General features: G+C 37.2%; 18 protein-coding genes. 12 read left to right on the plus strand and 6 right to left on the minus strand.

Annotated features, from left to right (window positions below):
* Position 1 precedes the first annotated feature (1 nt).
* Positions 2-1783, minus strand: coding sequence for an ATP-binding protein (locus tag BMS_RS13670; RefSeq protein ID WP_014245413.1), 1782 nt, complete (start codon positions 1781-1783; stop codon positions 2-4).
* Between the two features lie 345 nt (positions 1784-2128).
* Positions 2129-2635, minus strand: a complete 507-nt coding sequence (locus tag BMS_RS13675) for a hypothetical protein (protein ID WP_044557633.1) — start codon at positions 2633-2635, stop codon at positions 2129-2131.
* A 199-nt stretch (positions 2636-2834) separates the two neighbouring features.
* Here BMS_RS13675 and BMS_RS13680 point away from each other — a divergent pair, with 199 nt between their 5' ends.
* A complete protein-coding gene (locus BMS_RS13680; protein ID WP_014245415.1) occupies positions 2835-3203 on the plus strand; it encodes a hypothetical protein in 369 nt (122 codons plus the stop codon).
* A gap of 28 nt (positions 3204-3231) precedes the next feature.
* On the opposite strand, the gene BMS_RS13685 is transcribed toward BMS_RS13680, so the two are convergent.
* Both BMS_RS13685 and BMS_RS13690 read right to left on the minus strand, forming a co-directional pair.
* Positions 3232-4023, minus strand: coding sequence for a hypothetical protein (locus tag BMS_RS13685; RefSeq protein WP_014245416.1), 792 nt, complete (start codon positions 4021-4023; stop codon positions 3232-3234).
* An 8-nt stretch (positions 4024-4031) separates the two neighbouring features.
* Positions 4032-4952: a type I phosphomannose isomerase catalytic subunit gene (locus BMS_RS13690; RefSeq protein WP_052590704.1), complete on the minus strand. Its 921-nt coding sequence runs from the start codon at positions 4950-4952 to the stop codon at positions 4032-4034.
* A 161-nt stretch (positions 4953-5113) separates the two neighbouring features.
* On the opposite strand from BMS_RS13690, the gene BMS_RS13695 reads away from it, so the two are divergent.
* Positions 5114-5794, plus strand: a complete 681-nt coding sequence (locus tag BMS_RS13695; protein WP_014245418.1) for an LON peptidase substrate-binding domain-containing protein — start codon at positions 5114-5116, stop codon at positions 5792-5794.
* Here BMS_RS13695 and BMS_RS13700 read toward each other — a convergent pair.
* A complete protein-coding gene (locus tag BMS_RS13700; RefSeq protein ID WP_052590706.1) occupies positions 5791-6438 on the minus strand; it encodes a diacylglycerol/polyprenol kinase family protein in 648 nt (215 codons plus the stop codon). The genes BMS_RS13695 and BMS_RS13700 overlap by 4 nt on opposite strands.
* Positions 6439-6628: 190 nt before the next feature.
* Between BMS_RS13700 and BMS_RS13705 the strand changes: the two genes are divergently transcribed.
* The 8 genes from BMS_RS13705 (at position 6629) to BMS_RS13740 (ending at position 13710) form a co-directional block, all read left to right on the plus strand.
* Positions 6629-7567 (plus strand): AAA family ATPase, encoded by a 939-nt coding sequence (locus BMS_RS13705; RefSeq protein ID WP_014245420.1) that lies wholly within the window; start codon positions 6629-6631, stop codon positions 7565-7567.
* A 16-nt stretch (positions 7568-7583) separates the two neighbouring features.
* Complete coding sequence (locus BMS_RS13710) at positions 7584-8264, plus strand: helix-turn-helix domain-containing protein (protein ID WP_014245421.1); 681 nt, start codon at positions 7584-7586, stop codon at positions 8262-8264.
* Between the two features lie 4 nt (positions 8265-8268).
* Complete coding sequence (locus tag BMS_RS13715) at positions 8269-9252, plus strand: RluA family pseudouridine synthase (protein ID WP_014245422.1); 984 nt, start codon at positions 8269-8271, stop codon at positions 9250-9252.
* Between the two features lie 4 nt (positions 9253-9256).
* Positions 9257-9838 (plus strand): polyphenol oxidase family protein, encoded by a 582-nt coding sequence (locus BMS_RS13720; RefSeq protein WP_157868293.1) that lies wholly within the window; start codon positions 9257-9259, stop codon positions 9836-9838.
* Positions 9839-9846: 8 nt separating this feature from the next.
* Positions 9847-10995: a vitamin K epoxide reductase/DsbA family protein gene (locus BMS_RS13725; RefSeq protein WP_014245424.1), complete on the plus strand. Its 1149-nt coding sequence runs from the start codon at positions 9847-9849 to the stop codon at positions 10993-10995.
* Between the two features lie 6 nt (positions 10996-11001).
* Positions 11002-11805, plus strand: coding sequence for a TatD family hydrolase (locus tag BMS_RS13730; RefSeq protein WP_014245425.1), 804 nt, complete (start codon positions 11002-11004; stop codon positions 11803-11805).
* Between the two features lie 95 nt (positions 11806-11900).
* On the plus strand, positions 11901-13295 hold the full coding sequence (locus BMS_RS17150; protein WP_014245426.1) for a family 14 glycosylhydrolase: 1395 nt from the start codon (positions 11901-11903) through the stop codon (positions 13293-13295).
* 52 nt (positions 13296-13347) lie between these two features.
* Positions 13348-13710: a hypothetical protein gene (locus BMS_RS13740; protein ID WP_014245427.1), complete on the plus strand. Its 363-nt coding sequence runs from the start codon at positions 13348-13350 to the stop codon at positions 13708-13710.
* 1 nt (position 13711) lies between these two features.
* On the opposite strand, the gene BMS_RS13745 is transcribed toward BMS_RS13740, so the two are convergent.
* Positions 13712-14692 (minus strand): lipase family protein, encoded by a 981-nt coding sequence (locus tag BMS_RS13745; protein ID WP_044557636.1) that lies wholly within the window; start codon positions 14690-14692, stop codon positions 13712-13714.
* 161 nt (positions 14693-14853) lie between these two features.
* Here BMS_RS13745 and gap point away from each other — a divergent pair, with 161 nt between their 5' ends.
* Both gap and BMS_RS13755 read left to right on the plus strand, forming a co-directional pair.
* On the plus strand, positions 14854-15870 hold the full coding sequence (gene gap / locus BMS_RS13750; RefSeq protein WP_014245429.1) for a type I glyceraldehyde-3-phosphate dehydrogenase: 1017 nt from the start codon (positions 14854-14856) through the stop codon (positions 15868-15870).
* The gene (locus tag BMS_RS13755; RefSeq protein WP_014245430.1) at positions 15870-17075 is read left to right on the plus strand and encodes a phosphoglycerate kinase; all 1206 of its coding nucleotides are present in this window, start codon (positions 15870-15872) and stop codon (positions 17073-17075) included. Before gap ends, BMS_RS13755 begins: the two co-directional genes overlap by 1 nt.
* Positions 17076-17082 lie beyond the last annotated feature (7 nt).

A 17082-nucleotide genomic window follows, 5' to 3' on the forward strand; every position in this document is an offset into this window, starting at 1 on the left:
CCTAGGCCTTTACATCTTGATGACGTTCTAAGACTTGAGAAAATTCATCTACATCGATAGGTTTTTGGATATAGCCATCAAATCCAATCTCTCTAGCCTTTTGCTTATCCTCTTCCATCACATTGGCAGATAGTGCATAGATAAAAGGTCTTTTCTCATCTTTCCAGTATTTAATAATTGTCCTTGCAGCCTCATACCCGTCCATGACAGGCATTTGAATATCCATAAGAATAAGGTGGAAGTCTTCTTCATTAAGAGCTTCAATGGCGAGTTTTCCATTGTCGACAATTTTAAAATTAGTGTAGCCCAGCTTCTGCAGTAACTTCTTCACCAGTAATTGATTTACCTTATTATCTTCAGCAACTAAGATTTTAAAATCACCATAACTACCTTTAGAATTTTTCTCAACTTTCTTACTTTCAGTAGGGACTTCTTCTTCAGAAGTATACGTCATGACAGTGAATGAAAACTCAGAACCGACACCCTCTTCACTGGAGACACTTATCTCTCCACCCATGGCCTCTACAAGTTTCTTAGAAATACTTAACCCAAGACCAGTTCCACCATACTTTCTAGAGGTTGAAACATCAGCTTGCTCAAAGGAGTAGAAAAGTCTCGCCTGTGCCTCTTGTCTAATACCAATCCCAGTATCTTTGACTTTAAATTGTAATTTGAAATAACTATCTGACTTTTGAACGACCTTTACTTTAACTTCAATTGAGCCCTTTTCTGTAAACTTAACTGCATTTCCAATAAGGTTTGTTAAAACTTGTTTTAATCTTAATGAGTCACCAGATAGGATATCAGGGATATCACTTTCGATATCTATTTTTAGATCGATTCCTCTAGAGGTTGTTATATGATCAAATATATGGATAGTTGAAAGTACGCAATTTCTAATATTGAAATTTGATTTTACGATACTAAGTTTTCCGGCGCTAATTTTAGAAAAGTCTAGAATATCATTTATAATTGCAGCTAGACTCTCTCCACACTCTTTAATATAGCGAACCTGTTCCTTTGCTTCTGTAGAGAGTTTTAAATCTGAAAGAATTCCTGTAAAGCCAATAATTCCATTTAGAGGAGTTCTAATCTCATGACTCATATTCGCCAGGAAGTTACTCTTTAAATTTGCAACACTCTCGGCCTTAATTTTCGCCTCTACTAATTTAACACTTGTATAGTAAGTCAGCGCAAAAATGAATATAGTTGAAAAGAGTAGGCCAGTTAATAGTGCGACTTTCGCATCATTTTCGGCTCCATTAATTCTATTCGTTGCTTCTACCTTTAAAGTAGCCTGATTATTCTTTAACCACTCAAAAGCTTCAATCGCCGGGTCGTCGTCCACTTTTACATTTTCATCAATTCTTCTAATCGAATATCCTTGATCCCTTAACTTTCTAGCAACACTTATATTGTCTTTATATTTTTGAACTGTTGAATAAATATTTTGAATATGAATGAACTCTTCTGGAGTTATTGTTGGATTTTTCTCAAGCTCCTTTAAAATATTAAGCGCTTTTTCCAAAGAGTCGCTTGCAACTTTCGAGTACCTCTCATCCCCTCTTAAGATGTAATTCTTAAACGCGTGGTGAGCTCCACCAAAGCCTAAAGTATCTTTTAACTCTCCGTACAGTAGTCCCTTTGAGTCGACTGTATTCAAGTACTGACTCCACTCCTGCCTAATATTATCTATTTTAATATATTGAAAGATCGCCACTGAACTCAAGAAAATACAGATGAGGAGTGGTACAATCATCAAGCGCTGTTGATAGTTCTTCAAGAAAACCTCTGTTTAATAGTTACCCCTATACTTTAATCCAAAAAAAAGGAAGGTTGTAGGTTTTCCTAAAGAAATTATATTTCAATCAAAGATAAAGTACTGATTATTCATAAGAAAAAAATGGCCCCCAAGAACTGGGGGCCTATATATTTAAAAGTCAATGAAGATGGCCCTCTATTACACAACACAAATAGGAAACCAACACAACTATAGAACCCGCTCCTTATAAAGGAGCATGGCCATCCCACCAACTTACTAATTTCTTGAATGCGGCTTTATAACGCAGATTTGAAATGATCTCTAGTATAGATTCTAGAGTCTAAAAAAGTTACACACCTTTATATTCTATTGAGCAATGATTGCGCCCAATAGAGCAGCTCCAGCGGCAAAGATAATAGAGTTAGCGGCCTTATCTGAAACTCTATATCCGCCTTTAGACTTAGAAGGGTTCTCTCTATCGTAGTAAGGAATATCTGGTTCTCTTTCAACATTATCCTGCGGAGGAACTCCAAGACTGCTAAGTTCAAAAGTGCTGGCAGATTGGATATCTAAAAAGTGCACGAACTTACTTACTTCATTAATTTTAATATTCTTCTGCTTAGCAACGGCTTCAATAGTATAGGTCTTCTTTGTATTCTTACGTATAGAGTCTCTAAGCTTTGAATTCAACACTCTTACAGGATAGGCGTAACTCTTTCCCCTCTTATCTTTAATTCTAAAATAGAGATCGCTATCTTGTCCCTCAACACCCTTCTTGATAACAAACTTACCAGAGAGTCTTAAGACCTCTTCGCTTTGTCCAAAGGACGCCAAACTAATAATTAAAGATAGTACAATTGCTAATGATTTCATTATTTCCCCTAGTTTCAACTCATTCTATCTTATCTAAGTGAAAATCAATAGCGTAAAAAGTGTCTAAAATTTAAACAGCTATGGAAATTTTCTATACATAATTTCCTGAAAAGATCTCTAACTATGCTTAAGTATGTACTTCTTTTTTGGCACGCTGATTGCTCTATATTAACTAGAAATAGTAACTGGAGAGATTACAATGAACACTTTAAGAACAGTCTTTTTTACGATGCTGACACTTTCATTTATGCAAGTGATTCAAGCAAGAGCAGCTGTCCATACGAAGCTAGAGTGCCATACTCCTAGAATGAAGAAGTCTTTTGTTATTTTAAATAATAAGATTAGTTTCCTCGAAGAAACGGATAATGGCAGAATGGTTGCCTCAGCAAATGCGATGAGAACAAATTATAAGAAGAATGGATTTACCAAAGTTCTAAATTATTGGGGACAAAGGCATGAAATCCATATCGGCGATGTTGATAAGCTGTCGGAGCTTAACGACTATCTCACGATTCGAACTAATAAAGGACATGAGATCACGTACCCCCTAACGTGTTATCAGAGATAGAAAAAGCCCGAAAGGGCTTTTTTTTGGCTTACTTATTCCATTTAAATTGATTTATTCCACTTCCATCGTCCATACGCGGTGGGATCTTATAATTTTCACAGCCACTTAAAGGAATAGACTGCTCTCTAACGACTTTGGCAGATCCATCTAACTCTATAAAGTTAGAAAGTTTGGTCTTTCTCTCTTTATTGTAAAAAGCGATATCGACGTAGTAATCACCTCTTAATTCCTTCCCTCCATTGAGAGAGGTATTCGAGTAATTAAAGTCCTCAACAGCAACGAGTAATCTCTCCTCTTCAACAGGAGAAACGCTTATCTTAGAAGAAAATGGTTTCTCGCTTCCAACTTCCGTTTTTTCAATGAGAAGATCATGCTTAAATGCTGGGCAAGGAGAATTTGAAAAACGTGCAGACACAGAAGAAGCAGAGTAGAGAATTCTAAAGCTTCCTTTTTTAAGCTGATTAATTCTCATAGCATTCTTTTGCCCGGGAAGAATAATTGGAACATAGAGGTAGCCGATGGTTTCATTTCTCATCATCCCCTTTCTCTTCACTCGAACAATCCAGCTATCGACACCATACTTATCTACTAAGTATCTTAGGTCTTTATTTTCAAATTGCGGAAAGGTGAAGGTAACTTGAACACCACGAGAAATTGTAATATTTCTCATAATGCCGGCTTTCCAAATAATAGGAGTAATATCTGTAATTTCAGAAGAAGTCGGCTCTATCGACACTCTTTCTCCATCATAGGAAAATTGTGATTTCTTTTGACAAGAAAATAGCAAGAATAAAGAAAGAATAAATAGAGTGAACTTCATATCTTCTCCTACTTAATAATTAAAAAGCTACCCTTGCCTACTACGCTAAAGCTATTCTCTTCTTCTAGAGGAAAGATTGCCGCTTCATATTGAGAGAGGGACTCTGACACTCCTCCTCGAGTAACTTGGACTTCTCCACTAAGGACGAGAATTGAAGAAACTCTTTTTTCAAAAGAGACCTCAATTTTAAATTCATCCTCTCTACTATAACTAAAAAGTTCAAAGTCATTTAACTCAAGAAGTTTTAAGTCTTGGTTAAAAATATTATTTTGAATTTTAAAATTAATTGGAAAGTTAAACTCTTCATCAAAACGAATAACGTCTAGAGACTTTTGAACGTGAAGTTCTCTAGAGTTTCCTTTTTCATCAACTCTATTCCAATCCCATACACGGTAAGTAATATCTGAGCACTGTTGAACTTCAGCCAGGAAGACATCTTCTCCAATTGCGTGAATAGTGCCGGCCGGGACATAGAAGAAGTCACCTCTTTTGACTGGGTAGAAGTTTAAAAACTTAGATAGATCATCTTTAGATTCGATTGCATCTCTAAAAGTTTCTTTATCAACACCTGGCTTAACTCCAAGATAAATTCCTGCACCTTCTTTAGCATCTAAAATAATCCAACACTCAGACTTGCCTTTAGAGTTCTCTACTCTCTTAGCGTACTCATCCTGAGGGTGTACTTGGACAGAGAGATTCTTCGCCGTATCTATAAACTTAACTAGGTAAGGAATATCTTCTAGGTTAAAAATTTTATTTAAAGGACCTTCTTCACTAAAAGACGCACCATCATCGTGAGCTGATATTTCCCAAGTTTCACCTAGAGGATCTTGCTCCGGTGCAACGTTTATATTTCTAATCTTTGAAAGCAATTGCCCTCCCCAAATTTTATGGGAAGCGAATGGTTTCAAAGGCATAATTGATTTCATTTTATAACCTCTTAATATCATGATACTGATAACATGATTTATTGTCACTTTTATGGCCTAAATTTCTAAATTCTCGCCACTCTTTTCTTAATAAACTACTGAAACTAGGCATATTCATAAACTCTTCAAGTTCTCTTCAACATCAGCGGTTACAATGACGTATGGAAACTTTAAGACTTCCCGTATTACCAATCCCAAATGTCGTTCTCTTCTCCAGAACATCTCTACCCATTTATATCTTGGAACCCGTTTACATTGATATGGTCAAAAAGTGCATTCGTGACAATACACCTATTGCTATAAGTAAGGCTGTTGAGATTGGAAGAGAGGACTATAAAGTAAGATACTCACCTTGTGACATTTGTGGCTACGGAAGACCTGTTATCTTAGAAGAAAATGTTGATGGAACTTTGAAGGTACTTATTAAGGCCATTGGTAGAGTTCGCCTTCTCAATGTCGAACAAAACCTTCCCTACCTCGTCTATGAAGCGGAATACTTCCACGATAAAATTGAATCTGAAAAACTTCACGGTCCACAAATTCAAAACCTAAAGAAGCTTCTCGACAACTGGTTAGAAGTAAATATTCTAGACTCATTTGAGAGAGAGACATTTGCAAACTCTCTCACTAGCATCTATCACATTATTGATTATATCTGCATGTTCTTAGTTCAGGACCCTGAACTGCGGCAACTGCTCTTAGAGAATAATTCTCTCTTTGAGAGGATTCAATTACTCAACTCATTATTTGAAGAGCCTTCTCAATTTGAAGAAAGCTCCCTCGTTGTATCTGCAATAAAAAGATATGAAGAGATTGAGAAGACTTCTCGAATCGCCCACTAAAAGATTGGTATTAAAATATTAATGGCGGTTATTCCCAGACCTGAGAGAACTGGAATTGTTAGATTGTCATCAATCACAATACTGCACAACTCTGAAAGCGCGCCAAATAATCCAGCGAGAACACTAAAGACGAGAAGATCTACTCCCGGTCTGTAAAAGTAACTCCCGTAAGCAAAAGTTAAAATATAGCAAACGAGAAACCCTGCGATACAGCCTTGCAGTGATTTATTAGAAATAATTTTATCCTTTCCGTATAGAATTCCAAAGAATGAGCTAATTGGATCAGCGAAAATAAGAAAGAGGATTGAGAGAATTGCGATCTTCTCTTCAAAGAGAAGTAGCGAAATCGCCGCACCGAGCGCATAGAATGGAAATCCACTTAATGAATTTCTCTCGGACTCTCTCATAAAAGGCTTCATCACCTTCAAAACAATTGCATTAAATGAGCTGACATTGAGGCGAGTAAACTCAACCAAGAGAGCTGCAAGCCCTAGTGCCATTAAGTAAATCCCCATATCTCTTGATTCAAGAGAGAAGTGATTATAAATCGACAGTCCGCTTAAACCTGTTCCCATGTGCCACAGTTTTCTAGTCAAATGAACTTCTGAGCGCAGGGCCATTGAATTATTTATTTCAGTACTCATAATGAGCCTCCAGTGATTGCGAAAGCACTCTAGCTAGCAAAGCGGAGACTGTCCATACTTAAGCAAAATATACAACTATTTGTATTTACATTGAAAAAGTTTAATATACGAACTTTTTTAAGCACTTAATGCCTTACATATTGAAATTTCTTATCTATAATTAAGTGAATTTTCAGGGATAGAAAAATTTATGCAAAATACAACGCAAGATGTTCACGATATATTAGACTCGACGCAGAGAACAAAAATTTGGGCCATTGGTGGCGGAAAAGGTGGCGTAGGAAAAAGCCTCGTTACAGCTAACCTCTCCATTTGCCTCGCCCTTATGGGTTATAAAGTAGTTACTATTGACCTCGACCTTGGTGGAGCAAATCTTCACACCTGTCTTGGAATGCCAATTCCAGAAAAAACTCTTTCTGACTATTTAACTAAGAAAGTTAGAGACCTAAGCGAAGTGGTCACACAAACACCTATTCAAAACTTATCCATTATCAGTGGTGCTCAAGATGACGTAGGCATTGCAAACCTAAAGCAAATGCAAAAGGCCAAAATCATCAGTAAAGTTGGCTCACTTGATGCTGACTACGTTCTCTTTGACCTAGGTGCTGGTACGACCTTCAATACTTTGGATTTCTTTATCTCAGCTGACCAGGGAATTTTAACAGCTCTTCCTGAGCCAACGAGTATTGAGAATACTTATAGATTTATTAAAAGTATTTACCACCGTAAGCTTAATATGGTGGAGGATCTTTTAGAGATTGGTCCACTCATTGATCAGGCCATGAATGCAAAGATATCTCAAAACTCAACTCCTGCTGATTTAGTTTCAAGAGTGATAGAGATCAATCCTGAAATTGGACACAAGCTAAAGATGGAAATTGAGAAATTATCACCTAAGCTCATTATCAACCAAGTCAGAACTCAAGCTGATATTGATATTGGTTTTTCTATGAAAATCATTTGTAGAAAGTACTTTGGAATAAACTTAGATTACGTTGGTTTTCTCGACTACGATGCTACTGTTTGGCAAAGTGTAAAGAGAAGAAGACCGCTATTAATGGAATTTCCAAACTCAGCACTCGTCAACAACTTTGATAAAATCGTTCACAGACTGCTCAATATTTCTTAAGGAAGAGGAAAAATAATTGGAAAAGCAAAAGAATTACTACGATGTATTAGAAATACCACCTAGTGCGACTCAAGAAGATATTCAGCAAGGGTATGTTAGAGCAAAGAATGCATACTCGATGGACTCCCTAGCACTCTATTCTCTTATGACAAAAGAAGAGTGTGACTCTATTTTAAACTTAATAGAAGAGGCCTATAGCATAATTAGTGATCCTATAAAGAGACAACAATACGATGAGGCTAGAGGTCTTAATAAGAACTTCAGCTATCATGAGAGACAAACTGCTTCAGATAGCTTTACTCGCAACGACTCACCTGACTCTAAACTAGATGCTCAACTTGGGACAGATACAAAACCTAATGAAGGTAATGTTAAGAGAATTGTTGCAAGTAAGAAATTTGCTTTGGACTACCAAGAAAATCCTGAAATGGAAGAAAAGATTACTCAGGCCACAGATTTCACAGGGGATTTTCTAAAAGAAATTAGAGAATATAAGAATGTAGATATCTTACGTATGAGTGAGATGACAAAAGTTTCAAAAACATATTTAAAATATATAGAAGAGGAAGCAATTACAAAACTTCCGGCCACTGTCTATGTTAGAGGTTTTGTATATCAATATGCAAAGTGCTTAAAGCTTAATCCAGAGATGGTCGCCTCTTCTTACTTAAATAGAATCAAAGAATTAAAAGGTTAATCATATGTCCGCTTCTGATGGTAGTGAATCATTTACTTTTACTATTACAGAGGAGGACAAGGCCAACTTTAAAAGGCTCGATCAATTCTTATCTCACAAGCTTGTTGATCAAAGTAGATCATATATAAAGATGCTCTTTGAAAAGGGAGAGATATCTTCTCCCAATGCTGCCAAGAAGATTGAACTCAAAAAATTTCCCGATGTTGGCACAGAGATCATCGTCAACATACCACCTCCGGCACCTGCTGATGCAATTGCTGAGAATATTCCTCTAGAGATTCACTATGAGGACGAAGATTTAATTATTGTTAACAAAGCGGCAGGGATGGTCGTTCATCCAGCTCCGGGAAATTATACTGGAACTTTAGTCAACGCGATCCTCTACCACTGTAAAGATATAAAAGGTGTTGGAGATCAACGCAGACCAGGAATTGTTCATCGCCTTGATAAGGGAACATCCGGCATCATGGTGGTTGCTAAGAATCAAAAATGTCATGAAGGCCTTGTGAAGCTCTTTAGCACTCACGATATCACTAGAAGATATGAATGCATTGCCATGGGAAAATCGTTTCCTACAGGTGGAAAGCTAGAGTCTAATATTGGAAGACATCCACAAAATAGATTAAAGATGTCGACGGAATCAAAAGCTGGCAAACATGCGCTCACTCACTACCGAGTCCTCAAGCAATTTGATAAAGTTGCCCATGTGGAATTAAAGCTAGAAACGGGAAGAACTCATCAGATTAGGGTTCACCTTAGTCAATTACTTCATCGCCCTATTCTCTGTGATCCACTCTATGGAAACCCCAAAGAGCACCTTCAAAGAATTGGCCCTGAGCTCAGTGATATTATCGGTGACTACGAGCACCCATTTCTTCATGCAAAAGAGCTTGGATTTATCCATCCGATTACTAAGAAAGAGTTGCACTTTACTGCACCTCCACCAGAACTTTTTCAAAATGTTCTCAATCATTTGAATGGATGCTAACGTGATGGCCCCAATTTTTAGCCAACACTTAAATCAGTATATCTATGAAGTCTGGCCAGCGAGACCAGAGTTAAACAATATAAAAGAATTAATCCAAGTTCATGGCAATGATATTGTCGAAGCAACGAGCATTAATGCAGACACTCAAGCTGATGGATTAATATCCTATGCAGACGAAGTCCTATGTATAAGGACTGCCGACTGCCTACCCGTTTGTTTTACCTCCAATAAAGGCCACGCTCTTATTCACGCGGGCTGGCGAGGAATAGCCAAGGAAATTTTATTGGATGATAAATTGAAGCAAATATCTCCAGAAACTATTTATATTGGTCCTCATATTAGGGCCTTGAATTACGAAGTCTCGGCAGAGTTTACAAAGAATTTTCCTAAATCTAACAATTTTAAAGAGATTGAAGGTAGAATATTCTTTGATATCTCACAAGAGGCCATTGACCAGTTATCAAAAAACTACCCACAATCAGAAATAATTGACTGCGGTATTGATACTTATTCTCACACAGATTTCTATAGCTATAGAAATGGAGATATCGAAAAAAGAAATTGGAATGTACTAAGGAAAATATAGGAGAAGAAATGGAAAAGAAGTCTTTTTACAAAGATGGCACATTTAATGCGCATGTCATTTTGGGTGTACTAGCTGTTGCAATGATCGCAGTTTCAATTTATTTAACAAATCACTACTTTGGAGTGAAGTTTCCAACAAGTATTAGCGATAGCTCTACTATGTGTAACTTCAATTCATTCTTTAACTGTGACACAACAACCAACTCACCTGCTTCAAATATTGCAGGAGTACCAATCTCTCTCTTTGGTGCACTTATTGGAGCATTCCTCCTCTTTGGTTTCCTATTTAAAGACGAAGAATTTGAAGGTACTAATCACATACTACTTCTTGTTAACGCTGTAGGATGCTTAGTACTATTTCTCTATTCACTTATAGCTCTTGGTGGACTTTGTCCTATGTGCTCTGTTTACTACTTCCTCTCTTGGGGTGCTCTCTTTATTTTCTACAAGAACAGCTCCCATAGATTTTTAAGTATTAAGCCAGTTGCTATTTACCTAGTAGTTACGCTTGTTGCTTCTGGTATCACGTACTATGGAGTTTCTGGAAAGCAAGATGAAATAAATAAGCTTGCTCCTTCTCTTTTAAGTCAATACTGGAACCTTCCTAACCTTGGAAAGCCAGCAACGGATTCAGAGTTTAGAATTGCTTCTGCAAGTGAGAACTTCACAGATGCACCACTTCAATTAACATTCTTTTCTGATTTTCAATGTCCTGCGTGTAAGGCCCTTTCAGATAATTCTCACGCAATTGCAAGAAAGTACCAAGGGAAGATTAATATTCAATATATGTACTACCCTCTCGATCACAACTGTAACCCTAAGATGCAAAGACCTCTTCACACTCTGGCATGTCAGGCCGCTTACTTAACAACTTGTCTTCCAGAGAAGTTTGGAAAAGTTCATGATGATATCTTTAACAATCAACAGAGTCTTTCTATGCAATGGCTTACTGATTACGCAAAGAAAGAGAATGTACTTGAGTGTATGAATGCTCCTGAAACAAAGAAGAAAGTTCAGGATATCATCGCTAGAGCAGAGCCATTTAATATTAACTCAACACCTACAATGCTAGTGAATGGAGTTAAGATTGAGGGTGTACTTCCTCTTAATCAACTCTACATCATCTTAGATGATATATTAGCTAAATCTAAAAAGTAGTCATACATGGGCAAGAAGAGAAGAGAGATACCAACCTTTGAGAATCCAATAATCGAGACGCACTGTCATCTCGATTATTTGAAAGAAGAAGAGCTAAAGGATGTTCTCTCAAAAACTCTTGCCCATAATATTGAGAAAATCATAACAATTTCAGTTGCTCCCAATAATCTACAACCTGTTCTAGAATTAGCTCAAACTCACTCCAATATCTACTGCACGCAGGGAATTCACCCTCATGAGGCAAAGGACTGGAGTGACGAGGTTGAAAAGAGAATCAGAGAAAACCTTAAAGACGAGAGCGTTGTCGCTGTCGGAGAGATTGGCCTTGATTTCTACTACAACAAGTCGGTTAAAGATATACAAATTGAAGTCTTTAAAAAGCAATTAGAGTTGGCCATTGAATTTGAAATGCCAGTGGTCATTCACACTAGAGAAGCGGATGAAGAGACCATCGAAATCCTAAAAGAGTACGCTCCCAAAATGAAATACAAAGGCGTTGTCCATAGTTTTACTTCGGGACAAGAGCTCGCCAAGTGCGCTATCGACTTAGGCTTCTACCTTGGCTTCAATGGAATCATTACTTTTAATAACGCACAAAATGTCCGCGATGTTCTAGAGCTCTGTCCACTTGAGAGAGTCCTACTTGAAACTGATGCTCCCTTCTTAACTCCTGTACCATACAGAGGAAAAGAGAATGCTCCCTACTACCTACCTTTTGTTGCCGAAAAGGTGGCCGAGGTGAAGAATTGCGAGCTGGATTTAGTGCTCAAAACTTGCTACCAGAACTCGAAGGACTGCTTCCTCCTTTAAAATCAAACACTTAGTCACGAGTAGAATCTACACACTCCCTTTATTTGGATAAATTCTCTGTTAAAATAACGCACTTCACAAAAAGGTGGGAGCTTATGAAATCTATTCTTAAAATGGCAGCGTTATTGTTGTTAAGTACAATGATAAATACTTCTTTTGCTAAGAACTTCAGTGCCAATGTTCTTGCTCCAAATTTGGTTGGATTTACAAATGATGTAGAAGAAAATAGAAATCAGTGGGCCAAGTTTGAAAGCGATTTAGAAAAAATGAAAGAGCTTGGAATCCAATCCATCTCAACAAATATCTGGTGGTCTCTAGTTGAATCATCAGATAATAATTTCAACTGGAGCTATTATAAAAAGCTCTCTGAAATCATTATTGATAAGGGGTTAAAATGGTCCCCAATCATTTCTTTTCACAGCTGTAAAAGTAATGAAGACGACTGCAATATACCTCTTCCAAGCTGGGTATTTAATAAGTACTCTGCTCATGAAAGTATTAATGACATTAATGATCTAAAGTTCATTTCTCAAAGTGGTGCCGTAAATGACGAATATATTTCTTTCTGGGCCACTGAAATTGTGGCCACAGAATATAAAGAGTTCATTCAATCCTTTATAACTGAATTCAACTCTAAGAGTTCAAGTATTCTAGAGATCATTGTTTCCCTTGGACCAAATGCCGAACTTAGATTTCCAACTAATAACAATGAAGTGAGTTCATCAGCATACTCTAATCTTGCAAAGAGCTCTTTTAGATCGTTTATCAAAACAAAGTATAAGACGATTGATAATGTTAATGCTGCTTGGGAAAGTAATCTTGAGACAATCGAAGATATTCAACCTCCTCTAGATTCTTCATTCTATACAGCAGAAGAGTTCAAGAGCAATTATGGAAAAGACTTTTATGATTGGTATAACTCTTCTTTAAGTGAGCATGGAATTATTGTTCTTACGACTTTAATTAGAGAGCTTAATAAAGAAGATTCTTCATTTTTAGGAAAGCCAATCGGTACAATTATTCCAGGTTCAATCTGGTCTCCTACAAAAGATCTCAATCGACTCAATGAACTTAATGCTGGACTTATAAGATCCAGTGACAATTTCTGGGACAATAAGAATCCTGCATCAGGGTATGATCATATTATTGGAACACTTAAGGATGCATCAGTTCTAACGAAGTTTGAAAATTTAAATATTCACTTAACTTCAATTGAAATGACGGCCCCAAAAGAGTCTAAGGTTGATGAGGAAGAGAGTACAAATTTAGCTTTTGAAATATCTAAGTTAGCAAAGATTTCAAATCTAGGAATAATGGGACAAAATCAGTCGGCCAATGTTCTTGGTTCTAATATAGCTTGGGACAATATTTGGAATGCCGTTCAGAATGCAAATTACACAGGATTAACGATTAAAACGATGAACGATATTTCTGAAAATCCACTTGCCTACGATTTCTATAAGTGGATTATTGAAAATATGAAGAAGTAGAAAAGGGCAAAATTTTCCTCATCAATTAAAAAGAATAACCGATTAGCTAAGTATGAAAAAAATCTACTTAGCTATTACTTTACTAATATTATCAACATCTATTAGTGCCAAGACTCAAGCGCTCTCTGTACGAAGTTATCTAGATACAGAATTCGATGCAATGTTTGAACTTAAGGTTCTAGAGTATCCAAAAATTATTCTAGACTGCCAAAGCTTCTTTCACCAACTTGTCGTCTATAGAAATAATTCTCAATCAGGTGAGAAAACAACTTTTCATCTAGATTTTAGTCAGTGCTATGAAGCTCATGAATTTCTGTCACAGTCACAAATAGAGAGAAAGCCAATTTGTTTGAAGCTAGATTTCGACTACGGTGAAATTGGACTCTCCAACGAGCCTCAAGAATACTGCAAATAATTTACTTTAAGATTTCTAATGCATTTGGGTGGGCCAATATTTTTGAGAGGAAACTCTTCATTAAGTTGGTCTGTTCTTTTTCTTGCTCGTAACTTTCTCTTATTCTTGAGATCTCTCCCCAAATTGTTTCCCTAACCTCTCTAGAGTCATCTATTTGAGTATGTCCCTCTTTTCTAAGGTTATTAATCACCTCAGTTTTTGAATTATCTCTAGCGATATTTGGACCATCATTGAAGAAAGCGTCTTTATCTCCGATAAAGTTAATATTCTTTTTTACATTCTTAGGAATAATATCGTTATCAAAGCCAACAGAATCTAGCGTCACCAAGAGATCAATCTTTCTAAAACCATTTGCAAATGTATTTAAGTTATTAGCAATATTTACGATGGCATCTCCACCAAGGGAGTGACCTATGAGAATGATAGGCTCATCTTTTGGAGTTCTCTTTATCTGATCAATTACAACTTCTTCATCTTTCCAGCTAAAGTGAGAAGCGCCTTCGAGATCTTTGGCCATGCCCTCTAGCCCCTCATCATTAGAGCTTATCCCAGCTAAATGAAGACCACTCACGAAGATAACTTTAGCCCCTTCAATTTGACCGGCCTCTTCCTTATCAACAAAGACTTCTTTAACTTCTTCAATGGCCTCACTCTCAGGAATAACAGAGGACACAAGATCTATAGCTGTTCCAATCCCAGGCATATTCACTGCATTCTTGGCGACTCCAACAGCATCTTTCAAAAGATGTTTTGAAGCGCTCTTTAGCTCTCTTTCATTTTGCTTTAGGTTTTCCTTAACTTTTGAACCGAGATCTTTACTTTGATCTTTCGAAGTTTGCGACAACTCAACTTTGTCGGTAGGAGCTTTCTCAACTGGTAAATCACCGCTTCCCCCCTTGGCAGGAGAGATCAACTTCTTCCCTCTATTTTGAAGATAATCGCTATGGGACTTATAGTGGCGCACGCCATTTCCAGTTTTCATCACTTTATTTTACTCTTGTGAGAGCTTTGACGCAGCCTAGAAAAACTCTCCCTATTTAATCCGAGGGAAATATTCAGGATTTCATCAAAGAACTACCCAAGTGCGTGTATTTATGGCATAGTCCTAGACATTAATATACCTTAAAATAACGCGGAGTAACTATGTCCAAAATCAGAGTTGGAATTAATGGAATGGGAAGAATTGGTCGTACAGTTCTAAGAGAATTTTTCAATCGTGGAGTTGAAGAATTTGAAATTGTTGCAGTCAACAGTCCAGGTCATCCTGAAGACTATGTTCACCTACTGAAGTACGATTCTCTTCATGGAAAGTTCAATGCTGAAGTTTCAATTCAGGATGGACATATTTTAAATATTAATGGAACTAAAATTACATTTCATAAATACAAAGACCCTTCTGAAATTCCTTGGTCACATGACAAAGTTGATATTGTTATCGATGCCACAGGAGTTTTCAAAGACAAGAAAGGACTTGGTAAGCACTTAAATGGAACAGTTAAGAAAGTTATTATGTGTGCCCCAGGAAAAGATCTTGATGGAACATTTGTAATGGGAATTAATAACGAAGAATACGACTCTGAAAAACACCACATTATTTCAAATGCTAGTTGTACGACAAACTGTCTAGCACCAGTTGCAAAAGTTTTAAACGATGCTTTTGGAATTGAAAGTGGATTTATGACTACTGTTCACTCATATACTGGTGATCAAAGAATCCTAGACTCATCTCACTCTGATAAGAGAAGATCTAGAGCCGCTGCGATGTCAATGATCCCTACAACAACAGGAGCTGCAAAAGCTGTTGGACTTGTTATTCCTGAGCTTAAAGGAAAACTCGATGGTTTCGCGATTAGAGTACCTACTCCAAACGTTTCTCTTGTTGATTTAAACGTAACACTTAAGAAAGAAGTTACTGCCGATGAAGTTAATGCTGTTTTAAAAGAAGCTGCAAATGGTGCTTTAAGTGGAGTTCTTGGATATGAAGAAGAAGAACTTGTTTCAGTAGACTATATGGGAATGAGAGAGTCATCTTGTGTTGATGCTGGACTTACAAATGTACTAGATGGAACAAATGTAAAAGTTGTAACTTGGTATGATAACGAAGCCGGTTTCTCAAATAGAGTTATCGACCTTACAGTATTTATCGGGAAACAACTCTAATGGCCCTTCACTTTATTGATGAATTAACAGAGGAACTCAAAGACAAGGTTGTCATTGCACGCTTTGACTTTAATGTTCCTCTAGATAAATCAGACAGAACGAAAATTACAGATACCACTAGAATTGATATGGCCCTTGAGACCATTCAATATCTATTGGAAAATGGCGTGAAGAAGTTAATTCTGATGAGCCACCTCGGTAGACCAAAAGGAAAAGTAAACGAAGAGTTTACTCTCGAGCCAGTAGCGACATATCTTGCTGAGAAACTTAGAGAAGATGTTGTTCTAACTGAGTCTTGTTTGGACAGAGGAATTAGAACATTATTAAACCTCAATGAATCAAAAGTTATTCTTCTACAAAACTTACGTTTTCACCCAGAGGAAGAAGCTGGTTCATCTGAATTTGCAAAAGCTCTTGCAAGCTACGCTGATATTTATGTGAATGATGCATTTGGTGTCGCACATAGAAAGCATGCATCTGCTTATACAATCAATGCTTACTTTAAGAATAAGGCCTATGGTGGATTCTTACTAAAGAAAGAGATTCAAGCTCTAAGTAAAATTGTAGAGTCTCCAAAGTCACCATTTGTAGCAATTGTTGGTGGAGCAAAAGTTTCTGACAAAATTAAAATCATTGAAAGATTAATTATTAATGTCGACCACTTAATTATAGGTGGTGCTATGGCCTATCCATTTCTAGTGGCGAGAGGTCACGAAGTTGGTAACTCTCTTTGTTCACAAAGCGACGTTGCTCTGGCCAAGAGAATCCTTATGGGTTCAGGTAAGAATAAAGTTGTTCTCCCTGTAGATCACGTTGTTTCATCTGAGTTTGGTGGAAAACCAGAAGCATGTGACAATGTTGAAATTGATGGAGATAAGATGGGCCTAGATATTGGTCCAAAGACTATCGCTCTATACACAGAGAAGCTAGCAGGAGCAGCGACAGTTCTATGGAATGGTCCAATGGGGCTATTTGAAAATGAAGACTACGCAGCAGGAACGATGGCCATTGCAAAAACTCTAAGTGAGATGGAATCGGCCTTCACTCTAGTTGGTGGTGGAGACTCAGTAAGTGCAGTAAGAAAGTCGGGACTCTTTGATAAGATGTCTCATGTTTCAACTGGAGGCGGAGCTTCTCTTGAGTTTATTGAAGAAGGAAGCCTACCTGGAATACAGGCCCTAAAATTTGGTGTAGATTTAAATTAAGGAGTTC

It is taken from the genome of Halobacteriovorax marinus SJ (assembly GCF_000210915.2).
GTDB lineage: Bacteria > Bdellovibrionota > Bacteriovoracia > Bacteriovoracales > Bacteriovoracaceae > Halobacteriovorax > Halobacteriovorax marinus.

Excerpts from the sequence above, each read along its gene's own strand:
- BMS_RS13675 (WP_044557633.1), bottom strand. The coding sequence starts at position 2,635 with ATGAAATCATTAGCAATTGTACTATCTTTAATTATTAGTTTGGCGTCC.
- BMS_RS13730 (WP_014245425.1), top strand. The coding sequence starts at position 11,002 with ATGGGCAAGAAGAGAAGAGAGATACCAACCTTTGAGAATCCAATAATC.
- BMS_RS13755 (WP_014245430.1), top strand. The coding sequence starts at position 15,870 with ATGGCCCTTCACTTTATTGATGAATTAACAGAGGAACTCAAAGACAAG.
- BMS_RS13695 (WP_014245418.1), top strand. The coding sequence starts at position 5,114 with ATGGAAACTTTAAGACTTCCCGTATTACCAATCCCAAATGTCGTTCTC.
- BMS_RS13705 (WP_014245420.1), top strand. The coding sequence starts at position 6,629 with ATGCAAAATACAACGCAAGATGTTCACGATATATTAGACTCGACGCAG.
- BMS_RS13690 (WP_052590704.1), bottom strand. The coding sequence starts at position 4,952 with ATGAAATCAATTATGCCTTTGAAACCATTCGCTTCCCATAAAATTTGG.
- BMS_RS13715 (WP_014245422.1), top strand. The coding sequence starts at position 8,269 with ATGTCCGCTTCTGATGGTAGTGAATCATTTACTTTTACTATTACAGAG.
- BMS_RS13725 (WP_014245424.1), top strand. The coding sequence starts at position 9,847 with ATGGAAAAGAAGTCTTTTTACAAAGATGGCACATTTAATGCGCATGTC.
- BMS_RS13720 (WP_157868293.1), top strand. The coding sequence starts at position 9,257 with ATGGCCCCAATTTTTAGCCAACACTTAAATCAGTATATCTATGAAGTC.
- BMS_RS13745 (WP_044557636.1), bottom strand. The coding sequence starts at position 14,692 with ATGAAAACTGGAAATGGCGTGCGCCACTATAAGTCCCATAGCGATTAT.
- BMS_RS13685 (WP_014245416.1), bottom strand. The coding sequence starts at position 4,023 with ATGAAGTTCACTCTATTTATTCTTTCTTTATTCTTGCTATTTTCTTGT.
- gap (WP_014245429.1), top strand. The coding sequence starts at position 14,854 with ATGTCCAAAATCAGAGTTGGAATTAATGGAATGGGAAGAATTGGTCGT.
- BMS_RS13680 (WP_014245415.1), top strand. The coding sequence starts at position 2,835 with ATGAACACTTTAAGAACAGTCTTTTTTACGATGCTGACACTTTCATTT.
- BMS_RS13700 (WP_052590706.1), bottom strand. The coding sequence starts at position 6,438 with ATGAGTACTGAAATAAATAATTCAATGGCCCTGCGCTCAGAAGTTCAT.
- BMS_RS17150 (WP_014245426.1), top strand. The coding sequence starts at position 11,901 with ATGAAATCTATTCTTAAAATGGCAGCGTTATTGTTGTTAAGTACAATG.
- BMS_RS13740 (WP_014245427.1), top strand. The coding sequence starts at position 13,348 with ATGAAAAAAATCTACTTAGCTATTACTTTACTAATATTATCAACATCT.